Source organism: Bacillus sp. ISL-7 (assembly GCF_018613065.1).
The window spans coordinates 23,794-42,337 of the sequence record NZ_JAGGQW010000059.1; the positions used below are offsets into that span (position 1 = coordinate 23,794).

At 38.6% G+C, this 18,544-nt stretch carries 19 protein-coding genes; 4 read left to right on the top strand and 15 right to left on the bottom strand.

Annotation, left to right across the window (positions count from 1 at the left end):
• Positions 1–47 precede the first annotated feature (47 nt).
• Positions 48–1,196 (top strand): SLC13 family permease, encoded by a 1,149-nt coding sequence (locus J7E66_RS24105; RefSeq protein WP_215004523.1) that lies wholly within the window; start codon positions 48–50, stop codon positions 1,194–1,196.
• Between the two features lie 110 nt (positions 1,197–1,306).
• Here J7E66_RS24105 and J7E66_RS24110 read toward each other — a convergent pair whose 3' ends face one another.
• The 4 genes from J7E66_RS24110 to J7E66_RS24125 form a co-directional block, all read right to left on the bottom strand.
• Entirely contained in the window at positions 1,307–1,963 is a 657-nt protein-coding gene (locus tag J7E66_RS24110) for a hypothetical protein (protein WP_215004525.1), read from the bottom strand.
• A 175-nt stretch (positions 1,964–2,138) separates the two neighbouring features.
• Complete coding sequence (locus J7E66_RS24115) at positions 2,139–2,888, bottom strand: hypothetical protein (protein WP_215004527.1); 750 nt, start codon at positions 2,886–2,888, stop codon at positions 2,139–2,141.
• Between the two features lie 498 nt (positions 2,889–3,386).
• Positions 3,387–3,881 (bottom strand): DinB family protein, encoded by a 495-nt coding sequence (locus tag J7E66_RS24120; RefSeq protein ID WP_215004529.1) that lies wholly within the window; start codon positions 3,879–3,881, stop codon positions 3,387–3,389.
• 129 nt (positions 3,882–4,010) lie between these two features.
• Positions 4,011–5,204, bottom strand: coding sequence for an FAD-dependent monooxygenase (locus tag J7E66_RS24125; RefSeq protein WP_215004531.1), 1,194 nt, complete (start codon positions 5,202–5,204; stop codon positions 4,011–4,013).
• 178 nt (positions 5,205–5,382) lie between these two features.
• On the opposite strand from J7E66_RS24125, the gene J7E66_RS24130 reads away from it, so the two are divergent.
• The 3 genes from J7E66_RS24130 (at position 5,383) to J7E66_RS24140 (ending at position 8,515) form a co-directional block, all read left to right on the top strand.
• Positions 5,383–6,144: an IclR family transcriptional regulator gene (locus tag J7E66_RS24130; protein ID WP_215004533.1), complete on the top strand. Its 762-nt coding sequence runs from the start codon at positions 5,383–5,385 to the stop codon at positions 6,142–6,144.
• Between the two features lie 216 nt (positions 6,145–6,360).
• Positions 6,361–7,311 (top strand): fumarylacetoacetate hydrolase family protein, encoded by a 951-nt coding sequence (locus J7E66_RS24135; RefSeq protein ID WP_215004535.1) that lies wholly within the window; start codon positions 6,361–6,363, stop codon positions 7,309–7,311.
• A gap of 79 nt (positions 7,312–7,390) precedes the next feature.
• On the top strand, positions 7,391–8,515 hold the full coding sequence (locus tag J7E66_RS24140) for a cupin domain-containing protein (protein WP_215004537.1): 1,125 nt from the start codon (positions 7,391–7,393) through the stop codon (positions 8,513–8,515).
• A 65-nt stretch (positions 8,516–8,580) separates the two neighbouring features.
• Here the strand turns inward: J7E66_RS24140 and J7E66_RS24145 are convergent, their stop codons facing one another.
• The 11 genes from J7E66_RS24145 to J7E66_RS24195 all read right to left on the bottom strand — a co-directional run bounded on the left by J7E66_RS24145 (position 8,581) and on the right by J7E66_RS24195 (position 18,536).
• Positions 8,581–8,748 (bottom strand): hypothetical protein, encoded by a 168-nt coding sequence (locus J7E66_RS24145; protein WP_215004539.1) that lies wholly within the window; start codon positions 8,746–8,748, stop codon positions 8,581–8,583.
• Positions 8,749–8,896: 148 nt separating this feature from the next.
• Positions 8,897–9,766, bottom strand: coding sequence for a formyltetrahydrofolate deformylase (purU, locus tag J7E66_RS24150; protein WP_215004541.1), 870 nt, complete (start codon positions 9,764–9,766; stop codon positions 8,897–8,899).
• 39 nt (positions 9,767–9,805) lie between these two features.
• The gene (gene lpdA, locus J7E66_RS24155) at positions 9,806–11,206 is read right to left on the bottom strand and encodes a dihydrolipoyl dehydrogenase (protein ID WP_215004543.1); all 1,401 of its coding nucleotides are present in this window, start codon (positions 11,204–11,206) and stop codon (positions 9,806–9,808) included.
• Between the two features lie 113 nt (positions 11,207–11,319).
• The gene (locus J7E66_RS24160; protein ID WP_215004545.1) at positions 11,320–11,625 is read right to left on the bottom strand and encodes a HesB/IscA family protein; all 306 of its coding nucleotides are present in this window, start codon (positions 11,623–11,625) and stop codon (positions 11,320–11,322) included.
• A gap of 36 nt (positions 11,626–11,661) precedes the next feature.
• Positions 11,662–12,540 carry a lipoyl synthase gene (gene lipA, locus J7E66_RS24165; protein ID WP_215004547.1) on the bottom strand — a complete coding sequence of 293 codons (879 nt, stop codon included), beginning with the start codon at positions 12,538–12,540 and terminating at the stop codon, positions 11,662–11,664.
• A 123-nt stretch (positions 12,541–12,663) separates the two neighbouring features.
• Complete coding sequence (gene gcvPB, locus J7E66_RS24170) at positions 12,664–14,148, bottom strand: aminomethyl-transferring glycine dehydrogenase subunit GcvPB (protein WP_215004549.1); 1,485 nt, start codon at positions 14,146–14,148, stop codon at positions 12,664–12,666.
• Complete coding sequence (gcvPA, locus tag J7E66_RS24175) at positions 14,141–15,493, bottom strand: aminomethyl-transferring glycine dehydrogenase subunit GcvPA (RefSeq protein WP_215004551.1); 1,353 nt, start codon at positions 15,491–15,493, stop codon at positions 14,141–14,143. Before gcvPA ends, gcvPB begins: the two co-directional genes overlap by 8 nt.
• Position 15,494: 1 nt before the next feature.
• On the bottom strand, positions 15,495–15,890 hold the full coding sequence (gene gcvH / locus J7E66_RS24180; protein WP_088088213.1) for a glycine cleavage system protein GcvH: 396 nt from the start codon (positions 15,888–15,890) through the stop codon (positions 15,495–15,497).
• 125 nt (positions 15,891–16,015) lie between these two features.
• Positions 16,016–17,128: a glycine cleavage system aminomethyltransferase GcvT gene (gcvT, locus tag J7E66_RS24185; RefSeq protein ID WP_215004553.1), complete on the bottom strand. Its 1,113-nt coding sequence runs from the start codon at positions 17,126–17,128 to the stop codon at positions 16,016–16,018.
• Between the two features lie 14 nt (positions 17,129–17,142).
• Entirely contained in the window at positions 17,143–18,024 is an 882-nt protein-coding gene (gene sdaAA / locus J7E66_RS24190; RefSeq protein WP_215004555.1) for an L-serine ammonia-lyase, iron-sulfur-dependent, subunit alpha, read from the bottom strand.
• Positions 18,024–18,536 carry a serine dehydratase beta chain gene (locus J7E66_RS24195; protein ID WP_215004557.1) on the bottom strand — a complete coding sequence of 171 codons (513 nt, stop codon included), beginning with the start codon at positions 18,534–18,536 and terminating at the stop codon, positions 18,024–18,026. The genes sdaAA and J7E66_RS24195 overlap by 1 nt, the downstream gene beginning before the upstream one ends.
• Positions 18,537–18,544: the final 8 nt, after the last annotated feature.

Here is an 18,544-nt window from a genome sequence, read left to right on the forward strand (position 1 = left end):
TTAGAATCATATAGTTATTATATCCTTTCTACTATCGGTGGTGTACTGTGAAAGAATCTGTACTAATACAAAAAAATAAAAGTATCAAACTGAAATTTAGTTTTCTAAAAAAAGACATGGTCTTTACCATTTCACTTATTTTAGCAGCGACAAGCTCTTTAATTTATCCTCCAAAATTGGAGTATATCAATTTTCAAGTGTTATTTATTTTATTTAGCCTGATGCTAACCATAAAGGCGTTGGAAGAACTTAGATTTCTTGATAAACTCGCTATAGCTATCATTAATAAATGTAATAATAGCCGGTCCGTTTCAGCCATATTAATTTTGTTATGTTTTTTTACTTCAATGTTTGTGACGAACGATGTGGCACTGCTTACTTTTGTACCTTTGACTCTTGTTAGTAGCAGAAAAACCAAAATTCCCATGATGGAGACGATTATCCTGCAAACTATTGCAGCCAATATTGGAAGCAGTTTAACACCAATGGGAAATCCTCAAAATTTGTTCATTTATTCTCATTATGGAATCAAGCCATTGCCCTTTTTTTCGACCGTCCTATTCATGGCTGTCCTTGGGATATGTTCTATATATATCCTTATAAAAAGAATGCAAAATAGAGACTTGAAAGTAGTTTTTACTCCCATTCTATTAGACGATTGGAAAAAACCAGCTGTCTGGGGATTAATCCTAGCAATAATCATCGCTTCAATTTTTGGAATGGTCAGTTACCAGGTTGCCTTCGTGGTTACATTCATATCCGTGATCATTTTGAATGTAAAATTATTGATAAAAATTGATTATCTATTGCTGTTTACCTTTATCTGTTTTTTTATCTTTATCGGAAATATTTCCAATTCAAACACATTACAAGCATTTGCCAGTGCAAATTTGAAAGGCACTACTTCCGTCTATTTTAGTTCGATATTTTTAAGTCAATTTATAAGTAATGTCCCTGCTTCTATCCTCCTGGCAGAATTCACAACAGATTGGAAACCTTTATTATTGGGAGTTAATATTGGCGGACTTGGGACCATTGTTGCTTCATTAGCCAGTGTAATTTCTTACAAACTATACATTCAGGCAAATCCAACCGAGAGTAAAAAATATTTAATTAAATTTAGTCTATATAATTTTTCCTTTTTAGCCTTTTTAGGTTTGATTCAGTACTTTATCATTAAACTATTTTTAAAATAAGCTTTTTCATATGCAGTGTATTTAAAAAATCCGGCACCATCCAGAGAAATGGATGATGCCGGATTTTTTATTAAAAGGGAATTCCTATGATTAAGTCTCTCCAACCTGAACTAATTTTCTTTTGACAGGTCAAAGAAAAAAATCTTACCTTCTTTAGTTGGAAAAAGATTTAACTCCTTAACCTTATCTGCGTGATTCGTCATGATTTCCTTAAAAACTTCATTCGCGGATTTATTTTTTGTTTCTATCCCCAATTTTTTTGCAGCTTGGAAAATTCGTTTTTCTCGAACTTCATGGGCTACTTTACGAAGATTTTTATTTTCAATAGAAATGCCTAGTTCTTTAGCGTCTTTTTTAATCTGAATCTCACGAATTTCATGGACTAAATCCTTTAATTCTTTGCCATTAGTCGAGATTCCTAAATCCTTGGCCACTTTTTTTATGTGGGTTTCACGAACTTCATTGGCTAAATCATATAGTTCTTTGCCTTCAATCGAAATACCCAACTCTTTCGCTTCTTTTTTGATTACTGTATCTCGGACTTCTTTCTCCAATGAATCTATGTCCTTCCCTTTGGTGTCAATCCCTAGCGATTCGGCCTGCTTTTTAATAAACTCAGGGTCGTATTTAAAATGACCTCGACCATGGGCTTCTGTTGCCTTTACTTGTGCGTTATCCTCTGTAGTTGCAAAAACCTGCACTGAACCTAGAAATCCAAACAATAAAACCATTACACAAATACAGGTCCTCTTCATCTTTCTCATCATGTGATATCCTCCTAAAATGGTTTGGGTATTACAGATGATAGGATTTCCATAAGATATTACCAATTTATGAACAAGTTGTTAAATTTTGTATTCCCTTTCTTTTATTTTTCTTTATTAAAATTAAGGATTCATAATCTGAGAAGAGATGAGTAAGGGATTTTTCGAATTGAAGAATTTATTTTGAAGAGAATGTTTCCTGAGTTTTCATGAAGATCATTCTTTCTATTTGCAGCATAACGGATACTACGTGGAAAAATGCCTCTTTCATTGATGAAGTTTTTAAATGTTTTTCATAATGGTGATGCAGGCAGCTGGCCATTGCTTCTCTTGCCTCATAATCGAAATGATAAAAATCAACAATTGGGAAATATAATCCGCCGCCTAACGGGATTAATGTCGCCATGGCGAATCCCCCTTCTTTAGGAGGGATAGCAGTTGGATCATACACAATGATTTCCAGAGATTCATGAGTTAGAATATCAATAGCCACAAAGGAACGATCATTATATTTATGGCCAATAAAATAGAATTTTGGTACTGCCTTATTACACTCCCTTAGCCAAGATTTAATGAAAGGCTTGTCTCTGAGTGTATAGTGTTTATCGGAAATATAATCATCAAAACAGCTATTCACTTGATGCGATCCGGAATCATACATTAATCGCCACCAAAACAAATTGTCAAGTAATCCTTGCTGTTTATCCGTCTTAGGTTTATGTTCCGCCACAAATTCCTTAAGCAATGACAGATTTTCATTATCATAATATAGATCAAAAGCATAAATCATAAAATCCCTAAAAACGTCACTTACCATAACCCGCCTTAAGTCTTCAGACACAGGATAATCAAGCCGAAATTTTTTTGTTTTGGTAACAGACTGTTCAAACTCTACTATCTTTTCAACGGTTTCTGGTTTACCCATCATATCATCAATCCTTTCATTAACTCGGGTCCAAAGTTATGTTCATAAATTCCAAAGAATTAACCTTCATTTTTATTCGGAAACTGATCCTAATACCTATTGGAATGTTCAAGTTAATTCACTTTTCGCTTCACGCTTGTAACTTCACTAAAAAGCAATTCAATATCTGCATTAACATCTGATTGAAGTCTTTTTAAGATAACAAAATGTAGAAAGGATAAATTGGAAAAATCATTATAGAATCATAAAACTGTAGAATCAATTGTGATGAAAACGAGGAATTCAAAAAAGGAATGGTAGTGGACATGAAAATTATATCATTCCTATTCATATAAACTATGTCTTAATAATAGTTTTCATAAAATTGTAATATTTTCGAACTGTTCAAAGGCATTTTTTCCCACTTCCTGTTATTTAAGTCCAATCATTGGTTGGTAATCATACAAAAATAAAGCTCCTGCAAAATTAGGAGCTTTAAAAGAAGTTATTATATAGTTTTGTTTATCGAACTTTTTCTAAATGACGTACCATTTGCCCGTAATGACCTGTTACGTGCTGAACGATTAAATGGTCGACTAAGAATGATAACGGTTTTCCGTCAAAGTTTGGGTTATAACTTGAAGCTGTTTTTACTAGATCCTCTTCTTTAACTCTAGCAAGTGCTGCCTCAACCTTCGGTACTAAGTTTAGTAGTTTACTTATGGCATACTCTTTCTTAATACGAGATACAACGTTTTCATCTACTGCAGCTAAACGACGTACATGTTCATGATTCCGTCCCCATTTTGCACCTGGAACAACTAACAATGCTTCCAAATCGGCTACCCAAAAATCTACCGCTTCTAAAATATGAGAAACAATTTGCATGGCGGACCATTCTTTTTCAGAAGGTTTAACATAAAGTGTCGCCTCTTCCGTATTTTTCACTACTGCTACAATATCATCTATACTCTTTTTAAAAGTTTCCAATTTTTCATTCAGTACTGCTGTTGTCATAGAATACGCCCCCTTCAATTCACTTATTGTGAACTTTCAACACTTTCGTGCTAAATAGTATTATAAGAATAGATTAAAAATGCGCTAGAGTTGGCTCTAACGCATTTTTGATTTGCGTAAAGTTGTAAATTAGCAATCGACACGTTGGTAATTTTTATTGAAATAGCCATATAAGAAATCAACAATCTTGTAATCAGTTGGTTTGTGTTGTTCGAAAATAAAGTTGCGAAGTGAAATGGTCGTTGGGTCCTCCGCGTGAATGATTTCGCCCCATTTACGTGCTGTTGTTTGTACCATTGCAGAACGTGGAATTCGCATTTCTTGGTATGCTTTAAATGCTTCTTCGTAAGTATTATGTTCTTTTAATTTCGCACCTAGGACAAATGCATCTTCAAATGCTTGAACGCCGCCTTGAGCTAAATATTGAAGCATAGCATGACCAGAATCCCCTAATAGTGTAATGTTGCCTTTTGTCCAATTGTCGATTGGTTGACGGTCATACATTTGCCAACGGAATTGACGGTTAATATAAGTTAAAGCGTTTTGAACTTTTGGATGACTATTTTCAAACCGACGTGTTAGTTCTTCTGGATTTCCCCAGTCTTCTACAGTAGCATCATATGATTTAAATACCACTACTTGGTTGTAAAGCTCTCCACGACGAACTGGATATTGTACTAAGTGCAGGTTTGGCCCAATCCACATGATGACATCATCTAAGTCTAAGTTTGAGTTATTAGCCACTTCTTCAATTGGAATCGTTCCACGGTAAGCTACATACGCAGAGTTTACTGGTTCATCTTCAATCAATAGCTTACGCATGTTTGATTTTACCCCATCCGCACCAATCACTGCTGCTGCACTAAACGTTTCACCATTTTGGTTGACAACTGTTACAGTATCACCATTTTGTTCTGCGGTTTGAATGGTTTGGTTTGTAAAAAATTTGATATTGCTGCTTTTTTGACATGCTTCATAAAGAACTCTGTGTAAGTCAGAGCGATGCAATACGATATATGGCTGACCGAATTCTTTTTGGAAATCTTCCCCTAAATCAAGAGTTGCTAACTCTTCTGCAGTATAAACATCTTTTAGAACAAGACGTTTTGGTACTACCGCATGCTTTAAAATTTCTTCCTTTACTCCTAGACGGTCTAACACTTCTAACGCGTTTGGTGCTAACTGAATACCTGCACCTACTTCTCCAAATTCAGGTGCTTGCTCAAAAATTGCTACTGATTTACCAGATTCCTGGATTGATAGGGCTACGGCTAAACCACCGATTCCTCCACCTACTACAATAATATCGCTTACATTAGTCATTGAAAATTCCTCCCAAATAGGTTATTATCTTCTACAAATAGTGAACATTGTTCTTGATAAGTAAACTTTAAATCATCTTTCACTATTTCGTCAATACAAAAATTTTTAATTCTGAAATTTCTTTTATTCAATTTTTCTACAACACTATCCAATATCAATTGAAAACAGGGGGATCATTATGACAATTGAAACGAAAGCTACCGGTATTCAGTCATTACAAATTGCGTTAAACATATTAGAAACCTTAGCAATGGATAAAGAGCCTCTAAAGTTTACTGATATTCAAAACCGAACTTCTATGACAAAAGGTAATTTATATAAATATTTAGCAACACTATGCCAATTTGGATTAATCAATCGTAATCCTCATACGAACACGTATACGCTTGGACATAAATTAGTACAGTTAGGAAATATTGCTTTAGGTCAAACTTCTTTAATTGAAGTGGTTATACCCTATTTCAAAAAGATCACCGAGCACACGAGCTTAACAGTACTACTGGCTATTCCTTCGATAAAAGGCCCACTCATTTCATATATTTTAAGTGCAGATTATGGAATAAATATCGGAGCACAAATGGGGACACACTTGCCTCTTTCCTCCTCAACCGGTGTCGTTTTTTCTACTTTTGAAAAAGATGTCCTCATGAAAGAGTGGGAAGAAGAAGAATTAGCCAAGCTCAATGAAAGTGAATTACAGCAATATCTAGTTGAAAAGGAAAAAACAAGAGAGTTGTTTTTTGTATCAAAAACTGAACCGCTAATCAATCATGTCTCTTCTTTTAGTGTCCCTTTATTAAATTTCAACAATGAACTGCTCGGTGCCATTACCATCGTTGGTATTACTGAGACAGTACCAAAATCAGCGGACCATCCGATTGGACAATACGTTCTCAAAACCGCAAAGGAAATTTCAGAATATTATGGTTTTATAAAATAATCTCCTACTCTTCCATCTACGTTTTAGCATGGAGTTCTTCTATAGAAGTTTATGCTTTTTACTTTGTAATCCTGGATATTTGAGGAGATATGAAATGATAATAGAAATTTTATTTTTTCTGAAAACAAATAATATTGACAATCTTATCAAAACCTATTAATATTTTTTATAAATAGTGAACTAGTTTCACAATTAATGAAAACAAGGAGGACAACAATGAAACTTATTAATTTTACTGTCGCTGGGCATACTCGTGCAGGGGCAATCGTGGACAACCAAGTAATCGACTTAAACTATGCGTACCAAGCACAGTTAAAAACAGAAGGAAAGTACCGTTTCGAAGCCATCGCAAAAGCATATGTGCCAGAAAATACAGACGAGTTATACCAAGGTGGTAAAGAGTCGCTGCAACTAGCGCAAAATGCAATCGATTTCATTTTAGCTAATCCTGAAAGCTTTGATAAAAAAGTGATTTACAATCGCGAGGAAGTTAAGGTAGAAGCACCTGTCGGGCGACCAGGCAAAATTATTTGTGTGGGTCACAACTATCGCGAGCACATTTTAGAAATGGGGCGTGAACTCCCATCCCACCCAGTTATTTTTGCAAAATTTGCTAATACAATCTTAGGGCCTGAGGACGATATTCCACACTATCCAATTTCTGACAAACTTGACTATGAGGCAGAGTTTACATTTGTTGTTGGCAAACAAGCCCGCAATGTTTCCGAAGAAGATGCATTAGACTATGTAGCAGGTTATACAATTACAAATGACGTAACCTATCGTGATATTCAACGCCGCACTATTCAATGGTTACAAGGAAAAACAGTTGATGGCAGTGCACCAATGGGACCATATTTAGTAACTTCAGATGAATTACAAAATCCATCGGGCTTAGATGTTGTCCTAAAAGTAAATGGGGAAGTACGTCAAAAAACGAATACTGCCAATCTAGTATTCTCCGTTCAAAAATTAGTCTCTTTCTTATCAAATTTAATGACATTAGAGCCAGGAGATGTTGTATTAACAGGAACCCCTGGAGGCGTTGGATTTGCAATGGATCCTCAGCAATTCTTAAAAGATGGAGACGTCGTTCGTATTGAAATCGACCAAATTGGTGCCCTTGAAAATAAAGTAAAGGCAACTGAAGTCTTAGCCACTGTATAATTAGGATTTGCAAGGGGTCTAGCAGCATACGCTGCCCCCCTTTTCGCTATAAGATTTGAATAATAAAGGAGAATGTGAAATGGCTGAAGTAAATCCAGAAGTTCAGGAGTTTATGAAAAGCTCGATTGTAACCGATTACACAAGAGATATTCAACAATACAACTTAGGACCTCTTTGGGAAGCAATTCCAGCAATTATGCACAAAACGCCAAAGCCTCAGGCACAAGCTTATCTTTGGAGCGATGAATTGCTCAAAAAGAAAATGGCTGAAGCCGCTCAAATCTTCACACCAGAACGCGGTGGGGAACGCCGTGCGATTTATTTCCAAAATCCTGGCTTAACTTATCGTGAACCTTGGGGATGGGGATCTACTACTCAAACGATTTATGCAGCTATTCAAATGTTATTGCCTGGTGAGCAAGCTCCCTCGCACCGTCACTCACAAAGTGCCTTGCGCTTCATTTCTGAAGGATCAGGTGCATACACGATCGTACAAGGTCAGCGTATTTTCATGGAAGAAGGCGACTTTTTAATTACTCCAAAGGGCTTATGGCATGGGCATGCCCATTTAGGTACAGAGCCGATGTATTGGATGGATGCTTTAGATATCCCTACTCTTTACGCAATCGGTGGTACCTTCTTTGAACCTTATGAAGATGGTTTACAACAACCAGATATTCCGGATAACTTTTCAGAGATTCGTTATCGTGGCGGCATGGTTCGTCCTGTTGGTGATGAAAAATTCACAGTTGCTCCACTTGCTAATTATAAATGGGATCGAACGCTAGAAGGAATTAAAGGCTTGATGGAATTCGATCCAAATCCACATCATGGATATGCAGTAGATTACATTAACCCATCTACAGGTAAATCGGCGAACCCGACGCTTGGCACTCGAATGCAGCATTTACCACATGGGTTCCAAACAAAGGCATTACGCCATACACACTCAACTGTTTACCAAGTACACAAAGGCTCAGGTCACACAGTCATTAATGGCATTCGATTCGATTGGAAAAAAGGCGATTACTTCGTTGTTCCAAACTGGGCTTGGTATGAACACTCTGCATCAGAAGACTCTTACCTCTTTTCAGTAAACGATTTACCAATTATGAACCGTTTCGACTTAGAACAAGAGCAATTCTTTGAAGAAAACAACGGCCACCAAAAAATGACTGGCGAATTTAAAGCGGACTTCCGTTAATAGAATGATTTAAAAAAACGCTCAATTTGAGCGTTTTTTTCATTTGCAAATTTGAAGGTTAGCCTTTATGACCACTTCACTAGTGAATTAAGTAATATACCCACGGCAAAAAGCAGCAGCATGATATGTGTGTAGGTTAAGGTACGCTTTCGTTTATTTTGAAGAAAAATCAATATCCAAAGAATAGCTAAAACGATATGAATAAAGTCCAGTACATGTTCATCTCCTGCCATTAGCACCATCTCCTAGGATCTTCGTTTACATGTGTTTCCGAAAATCCCCCGATATCCTCTCATCCTTATCTTTTGAGCCATTTTTAGGCTCCTATCTTCCGATTCCAAATGACCATTTAAACAGGGGCAACCACCTTATGAAACCCACTCATGCAAATACAATCGTTTTATTTCCATGAACAAGTACTTTATCTTCAACATGCCAGGAAACGGCTTCGGCGAGAACTCTTTTTTCCACATGACGTCCCGCAGTCTTTAAATCCGCTACTGTATAGCGATGATTAATACGCTGTACATCTTGTTCAATAATTGGTCCTTCATCAAGATCATTTGTTACATAATGGGCAGTTGCTCCTATTAACTTCACCCCTCGGTTAAACGCTCTTACATAAGGATTTGCCCCAACAAAAGCCGGTAAGAATGAGTGATGGATGTTAATGATTTGTTTAGGATAATGCGAAATGAAATTAGGAGAAAGAATTTGCATATACCTGGCCAGAACAATAAAATCTACTTTCCCTTTCAATAGTTCAAGTGCTTTCTGTTCGGCATCTCCTTTCGTTTCTTGAGACAGCGGGATATGATAAAAAGGGATGCCATAACCCTCAACCAATTCTTTTAAATCAGTATGATTACTGATCACCATAGGGATATCCACAGGAATTTCATTAGATTTCCACCGCCATAAAAGCTCACTTAGACAGTGGTCCGCTTTGGAAACAAAGATGGCCATTCGCTTTCTTCTTTCATTACTGCTCAATTGCCAATCCAAAGCATAATCTTGCGCCATCTCATGTAGATCTTTTTCAAGTTTTTCAAATGTAGAATCAAATTCTTCCAGATCAAACTCGATCCGCATAAAGAAAATTCCTGCTTGGGGATCCGTTGTATGTTGGTCAAAATGTACAATATTCGCTTTGTGTTCTAATAAAAAATTCGTTACCGTCGAGATGATCCCCGGCTTTTCCGGACAAGAAATTAATAATTTTGCACGGTTCAGCTTTACCTTTGTGTTCATTTCTCTTCCACCATCCTTAGGATTATGATTGATGTTATTCTATGCATGAATTGCCTTTCCATCTATGGCAAGGGCAGCTTCACCAATTGCTTCAGCTAATGTCGGGTGGGGATGGATTGTATGAGCAATATCCATGGCTGTTGCGTTTAATACACGAGCGAGGCTAATTTCTGTAATCATATCCGTTACATGAGGACCTACCATATGAGCTCCTAACAGCTTATTCGTTCCTTCTTCAACAACCAGTTTGACAAAACCATCTGATTCACCAAAAACCAATGCCTTTCCGATTGCACGGAATGAAAATTTACCAGTTTTTACTTGATACCCTTTTCCCTTTGCTTCTCCTTCTGTGAGCCCAACACTTGCTACTTCTGGGCTGCTGTATACACATTTTGAAACAAGAGTCGAATCAAGTGGTGCAGGGTTTTCTCCTGCCATATGTTCAATCGCGATGATTCCTTCATGTGAGGCAACATGGGCAAGCTGAAGGCCGCCAATCACATCACCTATAGCGTATATGTTTGGTTCATTCGTTTGATAAAACTCATTTGTTTTAATAAAATCACGATCCAGATCAATGGTAGTTTTTTCAAGCCCAATGCCTTCCGTATTTGGTAATCGCCCTACGGAAACTAAAAGCTTATCAGCAGAAAATGGCGTTTCTTTTCCTTTATGCTCTGCTTTAATCGAAACACCTTCACCTTTTTCAAGTGTCTCAGGCAGTACCTTTGCACTAGTGACGATTTTCACACCTTTTTTCTTCATTAAACGCTGGATTTCCTTTGATACATCTTGATCTTCTGTTGGTAATATACGGTCGGCATATTCAAGTACGGTTACTTGTAATCCGAAGTCCACGAGCATCGATGCCCATTCGATTCCAATCACTCCGCCGCCAACAATGATAATTGATTTTGGAAGCGTCTCCATTTTTAAGGCTTCATCCGATGTCATCACATACCTTTCATCTACTTCAAGACCATGGAGTGTTCTTGGACGAGAGCCTGTTGCAATCAAAATATTCCGGGGGCTTAAAATGATTTCCTCTTCTTGGTTATTCAATTCCACTTGAACATCTTTTGACTGCAAAATACTACCTTTCCCATCATAAACATCGATCTTTCCTTTTTTCATTAAATGCTGGACACCTTTAAATAGCTGGGCCGTAATTTCTTCTTTCCGAGCCTGTACTTTTGAGAAATCAAGTCCAACTTCTGAGGCAATAACACCATACTTATCTACGTTTTTTGTTTGAGCGTACACTTCTGCGCTTCTTAATAAGGCCTTACTCGGGATACAACCAGCATGAAGGCATGTTCCACCTAATTTTCCTTTTTCAATGACCGCCACTTTTAAACCTAATTGAGAGGCGCGAATGGCTGCAACGTACCCGCCTGTTCCACCGCCGATAATAACAACATCATATTCTTTTGTCATCTTCGTGACTCCTTTAATAAAAATATGTAATTATATCTATAGGAAAACTTGGTTTAATATTTTTATAAATAGCTATTAGCTCCATTCAGTAATAGACATCAACCATTTTCCAATTAATCGAATTCAATTGCACATGCACTAGAGGCAAAGCTTTCGCCAACTAGAAAACCTTGTTCGTCTCTATAATCAATTTGTGTTTCTTCATCTAAATAGCGTTTTGTAAAACGATCCAACCGAATCTGAATCCCATCCGTCTCAATGCATAAATCATTTCGCCGTGGCTCATCAAAAACAATTGAAAACTTAACAGTCATCCCGCATCCGCCAGCGACCTCGGCGTCAATCCGAGGAGTTTGCTCTCTATTGACCGACATTTCCTTAAGCTTGTTCATTGCTGCTTCTGTCATTTTTATCATCATAGGACTTCCCGCCCCTTATTCGCCTATTTTAATTGATTACGCATTCGCTTTTGCTGCATTAACCTGTTCGTCTGCATGATAAGAGGAGCGTACTAGCGGACCTGCTTCGCAGTGACTAAAGCCTTTTGACATGGCAATGTTCTTTAGATCTTCAAATTCTTGTGGACTCCAGTATTTTTGGACTTTAAGATGATGTTTGGTTGGCTGCAAATATTGACCGATTGTCATAATATCTACATTGTTTGCACGAAGATCGTCCATTGTTTCTATAATTTCTTCTTTTGTTTCTCCTAGACCAATCATAATGCTTGATTTTGTTGGAATAGTAGCATTCATTTCTTTTGCTCGGCTCAAAAACTCAAGGGAACGTTCGTAAGTTGCCCGTGAACGAATTCTAGGTGATAAACGTTTCACTGTCTCAATATTGTGATTTAAAATGTCTGGCCTGGCATCCATTAATGTTTTTAAGTTGTCATATTCACCCTTCATATCGGACGGGAGAACTTCAATGCTGCAAAATGGATTGCGCCGTCTTACTGCCCGTACTGTTTCTGCAAAAACCCCAGCTCCCCCATCTTTTAAATCATCACGAGCAACAGCGGTAATCACTACATGCTTTAGTCTCATTTTTTCCACTGACTCTGCAACACGCTCTGGCTCATCCCAATCCAACTCTGTCGGAAGCCCTGTTTGAACCGCACAGAAACGGCATGCACGGGTGCATATACTTCCTAAAATCATAAAGGTTGCGGTTTTGCGTTCCGCCCAGCATTCATGAATGTTTGGACATTTCGCTTCTTCGCAGACCGTATGTAGCTTTTTTTCACGCATCATTTTTTTTAAGCCAGTATACTCTTCATTCGTATTTAATTTTATTTTTAGCCATTCTGGTTTGCGAACATGATCAATTGACATCTCTTCCACTCCTATGAACAGTCATGAAGTTTTCGGTTTATTTTAAACCACCAAGAATGACATAGTTAGAAAATTTATTTTCTCTTTATCTTCATTCTCAGTGGTTCATGTTTACCCATTCGTTTAAGACATTACGGTTTCTCTTTTTACTGCTTCTTCTTTTGTATAACGTAAGATTGGTGTTCTAGCTGCCTGTACTTCATCCAAGCGGCCAATAACCGTAGTATGTGGTGCGTCTAATACGACACCTGGATTTTCTTCCACTTCTTTTGCAATTTGAATCATGACATCCGCAAAAGCATCTAGTGTTTCTTTTGACTCTGTTTCTGTCGGTTCAATCATCAAACATTCCTCCACATTTAGCGGGAAGTAGATGGTAGGTGGATGGTAGCCAAAATCAAGCAGACGTTTGGCCATATCAAGTGTTCTTACACCAAGTTTTTTCTGTCTTGATCCAGATAACACAAATTCATGCTTACAAATTTGTGAATACGGTGCTTCAAAATACGGCTCGAGTTTTTTGCGCAGATAATTCGCATGTAGTACTGCACTTTCCGACACTTGACGTAACCCTTCAGGTCCCATTGTGCGAATATAGGTGTACGCACGTAATAGAATACCGAAGTTTCCATAGTATCCTTTAACTCGACCGATAGATAACGGTTGGTTAGAATCTAGCACATATACCTCATTCACTTTCTCAACACGCGGTACTGGTAAAAACGGAATCAGTTTCTCTTTCACACCGACTGGACCTGCACCTGGGCCGCCGCCCCCATGAGGTGTAGTAAATGTTTTATGAAGATTTAAGTGCACGATGTCAAAGCCCATTTGACCCGGAGTAGATTTCCCTAAGATGGCATTCGCATTAGCTCCATCATAGTATAATAAGCCGCCTGCTTCGTGAACAACCTTGGCGATTTCTACAATTTCTTTTTCAAACAGGCCGAGAGTATTTGGATTTGTTAGCATCAGTGCTGCTGTATTATCATTTACATGCTTCTTTAATTCTTCTAAATCGACTAACCCATGCTCATTGGATGGAATCGTTATCGTTTCAAAACCGGCAACCGATGCACTTGCAGGGTTTGTTCCGTGTGCAGAGTCTGGTACAAGGACTTTCGTTCTTACCTCTCCTTTTTGCTTATGGTAGGCTTTGACCATCATTAACCCTGTCCATTCACCTTGAGCTCCTGCTGAAGGCTGTAAAGTTACTGCATCCATTCCTGTGATGACAGCTAACTCTTCCTGTAATTCATATAAGACCTCTAGTGCGCCTTGTACTGTTTCAATTGGCTGGTATGGATGAATGCGGCTAAACCCTTCCAAACGTGCTACATCTTCATTAATTTTCGGATTGTACTTCATCGTACAAGAACCAAGTGGATAGAAGCCATTATCGATCCCATGGTTTTTATTCGAAAGCGCTGTGTAATGGCGAACAAGCTGCAACTCTGATACTTCCGGGAGTTCTGCTGGCAGGTCACGAATCAAATGCTTGGGAAGTTTATCATTTAGATCAACAGTATCAACGTCACTTTCCGGAAGGCTTGATCCAACACGTCCTTGACGACTGATTTCAAAAATTAGGTCATTATATTCAACCATTTACAACTGCCTCCAATACCTCGATAAATTGGTCAATCTCTTCTTTTGTCCTCTGCTCTGTTACTGCTAGTAGCATTTGATTTTCTAAACCGTAATCCGTTCCTAAATCAAACCCACCGATGATACCTGCCTCAAGAAGTTTGGCATTGACTTCCTTTACCGGACGAGGAAGCTTAACAACAAATTCATTAAAGAATGGCGCTTTATTCATAATGGTAAAGCCTTTTTTATTTAGAGATTTTGCCATGTAATCTGCTTTTTCAAAGTTTAATTGGGCCATATGACGAATTCCTTGCTTTCCAAGTGCACTCATGCAAACCGCAGAAGCAAGTGCATTTAATGCTTGGTTTGAACAAATATTGGATGATGCTTTATCACGGCGAATATGTTGTTCCCGTGCTTGCAGGGTTAATACAAATCCGCGTTGTCCTTTTTCATCTTTCGTTTGCCCGACAATTCGTCCTGGGATTTTTCGCATGAATTTCTTACTTACCGTAAAATAACCGCAATGTGGGCCGCCGAAGGACATCGGGATTCCTAATGGCTGCATATCCCCAATCACAATGTCTGCTCCAAGTTTACCAGGAGCCTGCAATAGTGCCAGTGCCAATGGATTGGCGCTTACAATTAAAAGCGCTCCTTTTGTATCCGCGATATTCTTAATTTCTGCTAGATCCTCAATGGAACCGAAAAAGTTTGGGTATTGAACAATAACAGCAGCAGTGTTTTTATCAATTTGTCCTTGTAACTTCACTAAGCTTGTCTCATCATCAGTAAGATTGACGTCTTCAACTATATAACCTTGGCCATCTGATACCGTATTTAAAATGGCACGTGATTCAGGATGAACTGCCTTTGACACAAGTACTTTGGAACGTCGTGTTGATGCAACAGCAAGTGATGCAGCTTCCGCAAGAGATGTAAAACCATCGTACATCGAAGAATTGGCCACATCCATTCCCGTCAGTTCACAAACCATGGTTTGGAATTCAAAAATCGCCTGTAATTCACCTTGGCTGATTTCCGGTTGGTATGGTGTATAGGCTGTGTAAAATTCGGACCGTGAAATCATATGATTGACCACACTTGGAATATAGTGATCATAAGTTCCTGCACCAAGAAAGGTTGGGTAATGATTAGCATTTTTATTTTTGGAAGCCAGTTGATTCATTTTTTTCAAAAGAAGCGGCTCAGGCACTGCCGCTGGAATAGGCAGCTCACCGTTTAGTTGAATTTCAGCTGGAATATCTTCAAATAACTCATCTATCGAAGAAATATTTAAAAAAGCGAGCATTTCCTCTTGATCTTGTTTCGTATCAGGGAGGTATCGATAAGTGGAAGTCATTTTATTCCTCTCCTTCATTAATAAATGCTTGGTACGCATCTTCATTTAAAAGTGATTCCAATTCTTCAGGATTGGACATTTCCACTTCTACTAACCAACCTGCTTCAAATGGATGTTCGTTAATCGTCTCCGGAGCATCTCCTAACTCTTCGTTTACAGTAACAACCGTACCTGATACAGGAGAGTATAGGTCAGAAACTGCTTTTACTGATTCGATGGTCCCCATTGATTCATTCGCTTTTACTTCATCATCCACTTCTAAGGTTTCAACAAAGACAATATCTCCTAATTGCTTTTGTGCAAAATCAGAGATTCCAATACGTACTCGATTTCCGTCTAATTGTAATACCCACTCATGTTCTTTGCTATATAGTAAAGTTGCTGTCGCTTTAGTCATTGTTTCTCTTCCTTCCGATTGTAAATTCAAGTTTGATCATTCAGGTCTTGATTTCATGTAAGTTTACGTACAGTCGGCCTGCCTATCATCTTTATGCAAGTTAACCAGAGAACTCTATCACTCTATTAACCCTTTTTATAGAACGGTGTTTTAACAACAACCGCCTCAATCTGCTTATTACGGATGACCACTTTTAATGGTGTTCCCACTTCTGCATGTTCTGCGGATATTAGTGCAAGGCCTATGCTTTTCTTTAAAGATGGTGATTGGGTTCCTGATGTAACAACACCAATTTCCTCTCCACCTTCTGAAACTACTTGATAACCGTGGCGTGGAATCCCCCGGCCTGTTACCTCAATTCCTACTAATTTTCGTTTTAATCCGGCTTCTTTTTGTGCTGAAAGTGCGGATTTACCGATAAAATCACTTTCTTTTTTCGTTTTTACGGCAAAGCCGATTCCAGCTTCAAGGGGACTAATATCACTTAATAGCTCTTGACCATAGAGTGCAAGACGTGCTTCTAAACGAAGCGTGTCACGTGCACCGAGGCCACATGGTTTTAAGCCATCATCACTTCCTACTTCTAAAAGCTTTACCCAAAGTGCTGCGACTTGTGCAGCATCTAAATAAAGCTCAAAACCATCTTCTCCTGTATAACCTGTCCGAGATACGAGCACATCTGTAATACCGTCCAGGTTGACATGTTGAGCAAATTTAAATGGGCCAATTTCTGATAGATCTGCTTCCGTTAACTTTTGTAAAATGCCTTCAGCCTTTGGACCTTGGATGGCAAGCTGTGCAATGTCATTCGAAATATTTTGGAGCGTCACATCTCCTTTTACATGCTGCTTCATCCATTCATAATCTTTCTCAATGTTTGAGGCATTAATGACGAGTAAATATTTTTCATCTGCTAATTTGTACACTAATAAATCATCGACTGTTCCGCCGTCTGGATAGCACATTGCTGTATATTGTGCTTGATCGATACTAAGCTTTGTAACATCGTTAGTGACAAGGTAGTTAATGTAACTCTCTGCATCTTTGCCTTCAACAAGCACTTCACCCATATGTGAGACATCAAAAAGACCTGCTTTTGTTCGAACAACCTCATGCTCATCTAAAATACTGGAAAATTGTACTGGCAATGCCCATCCTCCAAAATCAATGACCTTCGCACCTGATTTTCCATAAATTTCAAAAAGTGGTGTTTGCTTTAATGCTATTTCTGTCCCCATTGATAGACCCCCTCTTATGATTTCCTACAAAATAGTCGTTCCTTCACCTGTTTACCTGTTTCTGTCGTTGCTAGACCTCCAAGCGCTGTTTCCCGAAGTGTCCGAGGCATATCTTTTCCAACCCTATACATCGCTTCAATTACTTCATCACACGGAATGCGACTTTCAATCCCAGCAAGAGACATATCAGCCGCTGAAAATGCGATAGAAGTTCCAATCACATTTCGCTTTATGCAAGGCACCTCAACAAGACCTGCGACTGGATCACAAACTAAACCCAAGAGTGACTTCATGGCAATGGCCGTCGCATTCACTGCTTGCTGTGGCGTGCCCCCTTTTAACTCAACGATTGTTCCTGCGGCCATGGCTGTTGCAGACCCTACCTCTGCTTGGCAGCCTCCAGCTGCCCCAGAAATGAATGAACGATTTGCAATGACATACCCGAGCATACTTGCTGTGAACAACCCCATGACTAAATCTTTATAGGGTGTGCCATCATTTTTATGAAGCGAAAACAATACACCAGGCAAAATACCGGCTGCCCCAGCAGTTGGCGTGGCTACAATAACCCCCATCCGTGCATTGCTTTCAGAAGTTGCCAATGAAAAGCTCATTGCATTGCTTACATAACTACCTGACAGAGATTTACCTTGATGTACGTAATCATACATTTTCACGGCATCCCCGCCAGAAATTCCACTCGGTGCGGTTGAGGCATCTTTTATACCGCTATCAACGGCTTCTTTCATTTTGATCAATCGCTCTTCCATCATGCTTATTATGGTTTCTTGGTCTCTTCCTGATTTTTCTGTTTCCATCATCAACATGATTTCACCAATGGTTTTTTGTTCTCTTTCACAAGCTTCAATCAGCTCTTTCATGGACTGTATCTTCATTAAATTGCCTCCATAAGTACTTTCCCTCTTGGTTGATAAGAACTAGCAAGGACTGTAAAGTCATCGCCTGCACTTAAACGAATATCTACCATCTTCTCGTTAATCATAAAGATTTTTGATAAGCCTCCACCAAGTGATGCACCGCCAACCTTTACAACACGATCTTCGAGTTTCACTGTCACGATTGTTGTATTTGGGTGGTCATAGTAGTCACAGATATCTTCAAATTCGAAATGGTACTGCATGCCAACCTCTTTTGCCCACTCCAATGAATGTTTAATGCGTGTATCATCGGTATCCATCCCAAGCAATCCGCCAAGAAGTGCTTTATCTGTTCCATGTCCTTGATAAGTTTCAGCAAAGGAATCATAAAATACAATCTTGACCTCTTGTGGACAATCTCCTAACAGTTCATAAATAAATTTCCCGATAGATACGACACCTGCTGTATGAGAACTCGACGGTCCCACCATAATCGGGCCAATAATGTCAAAACAACTTTGAAATTCCATCCTCATAC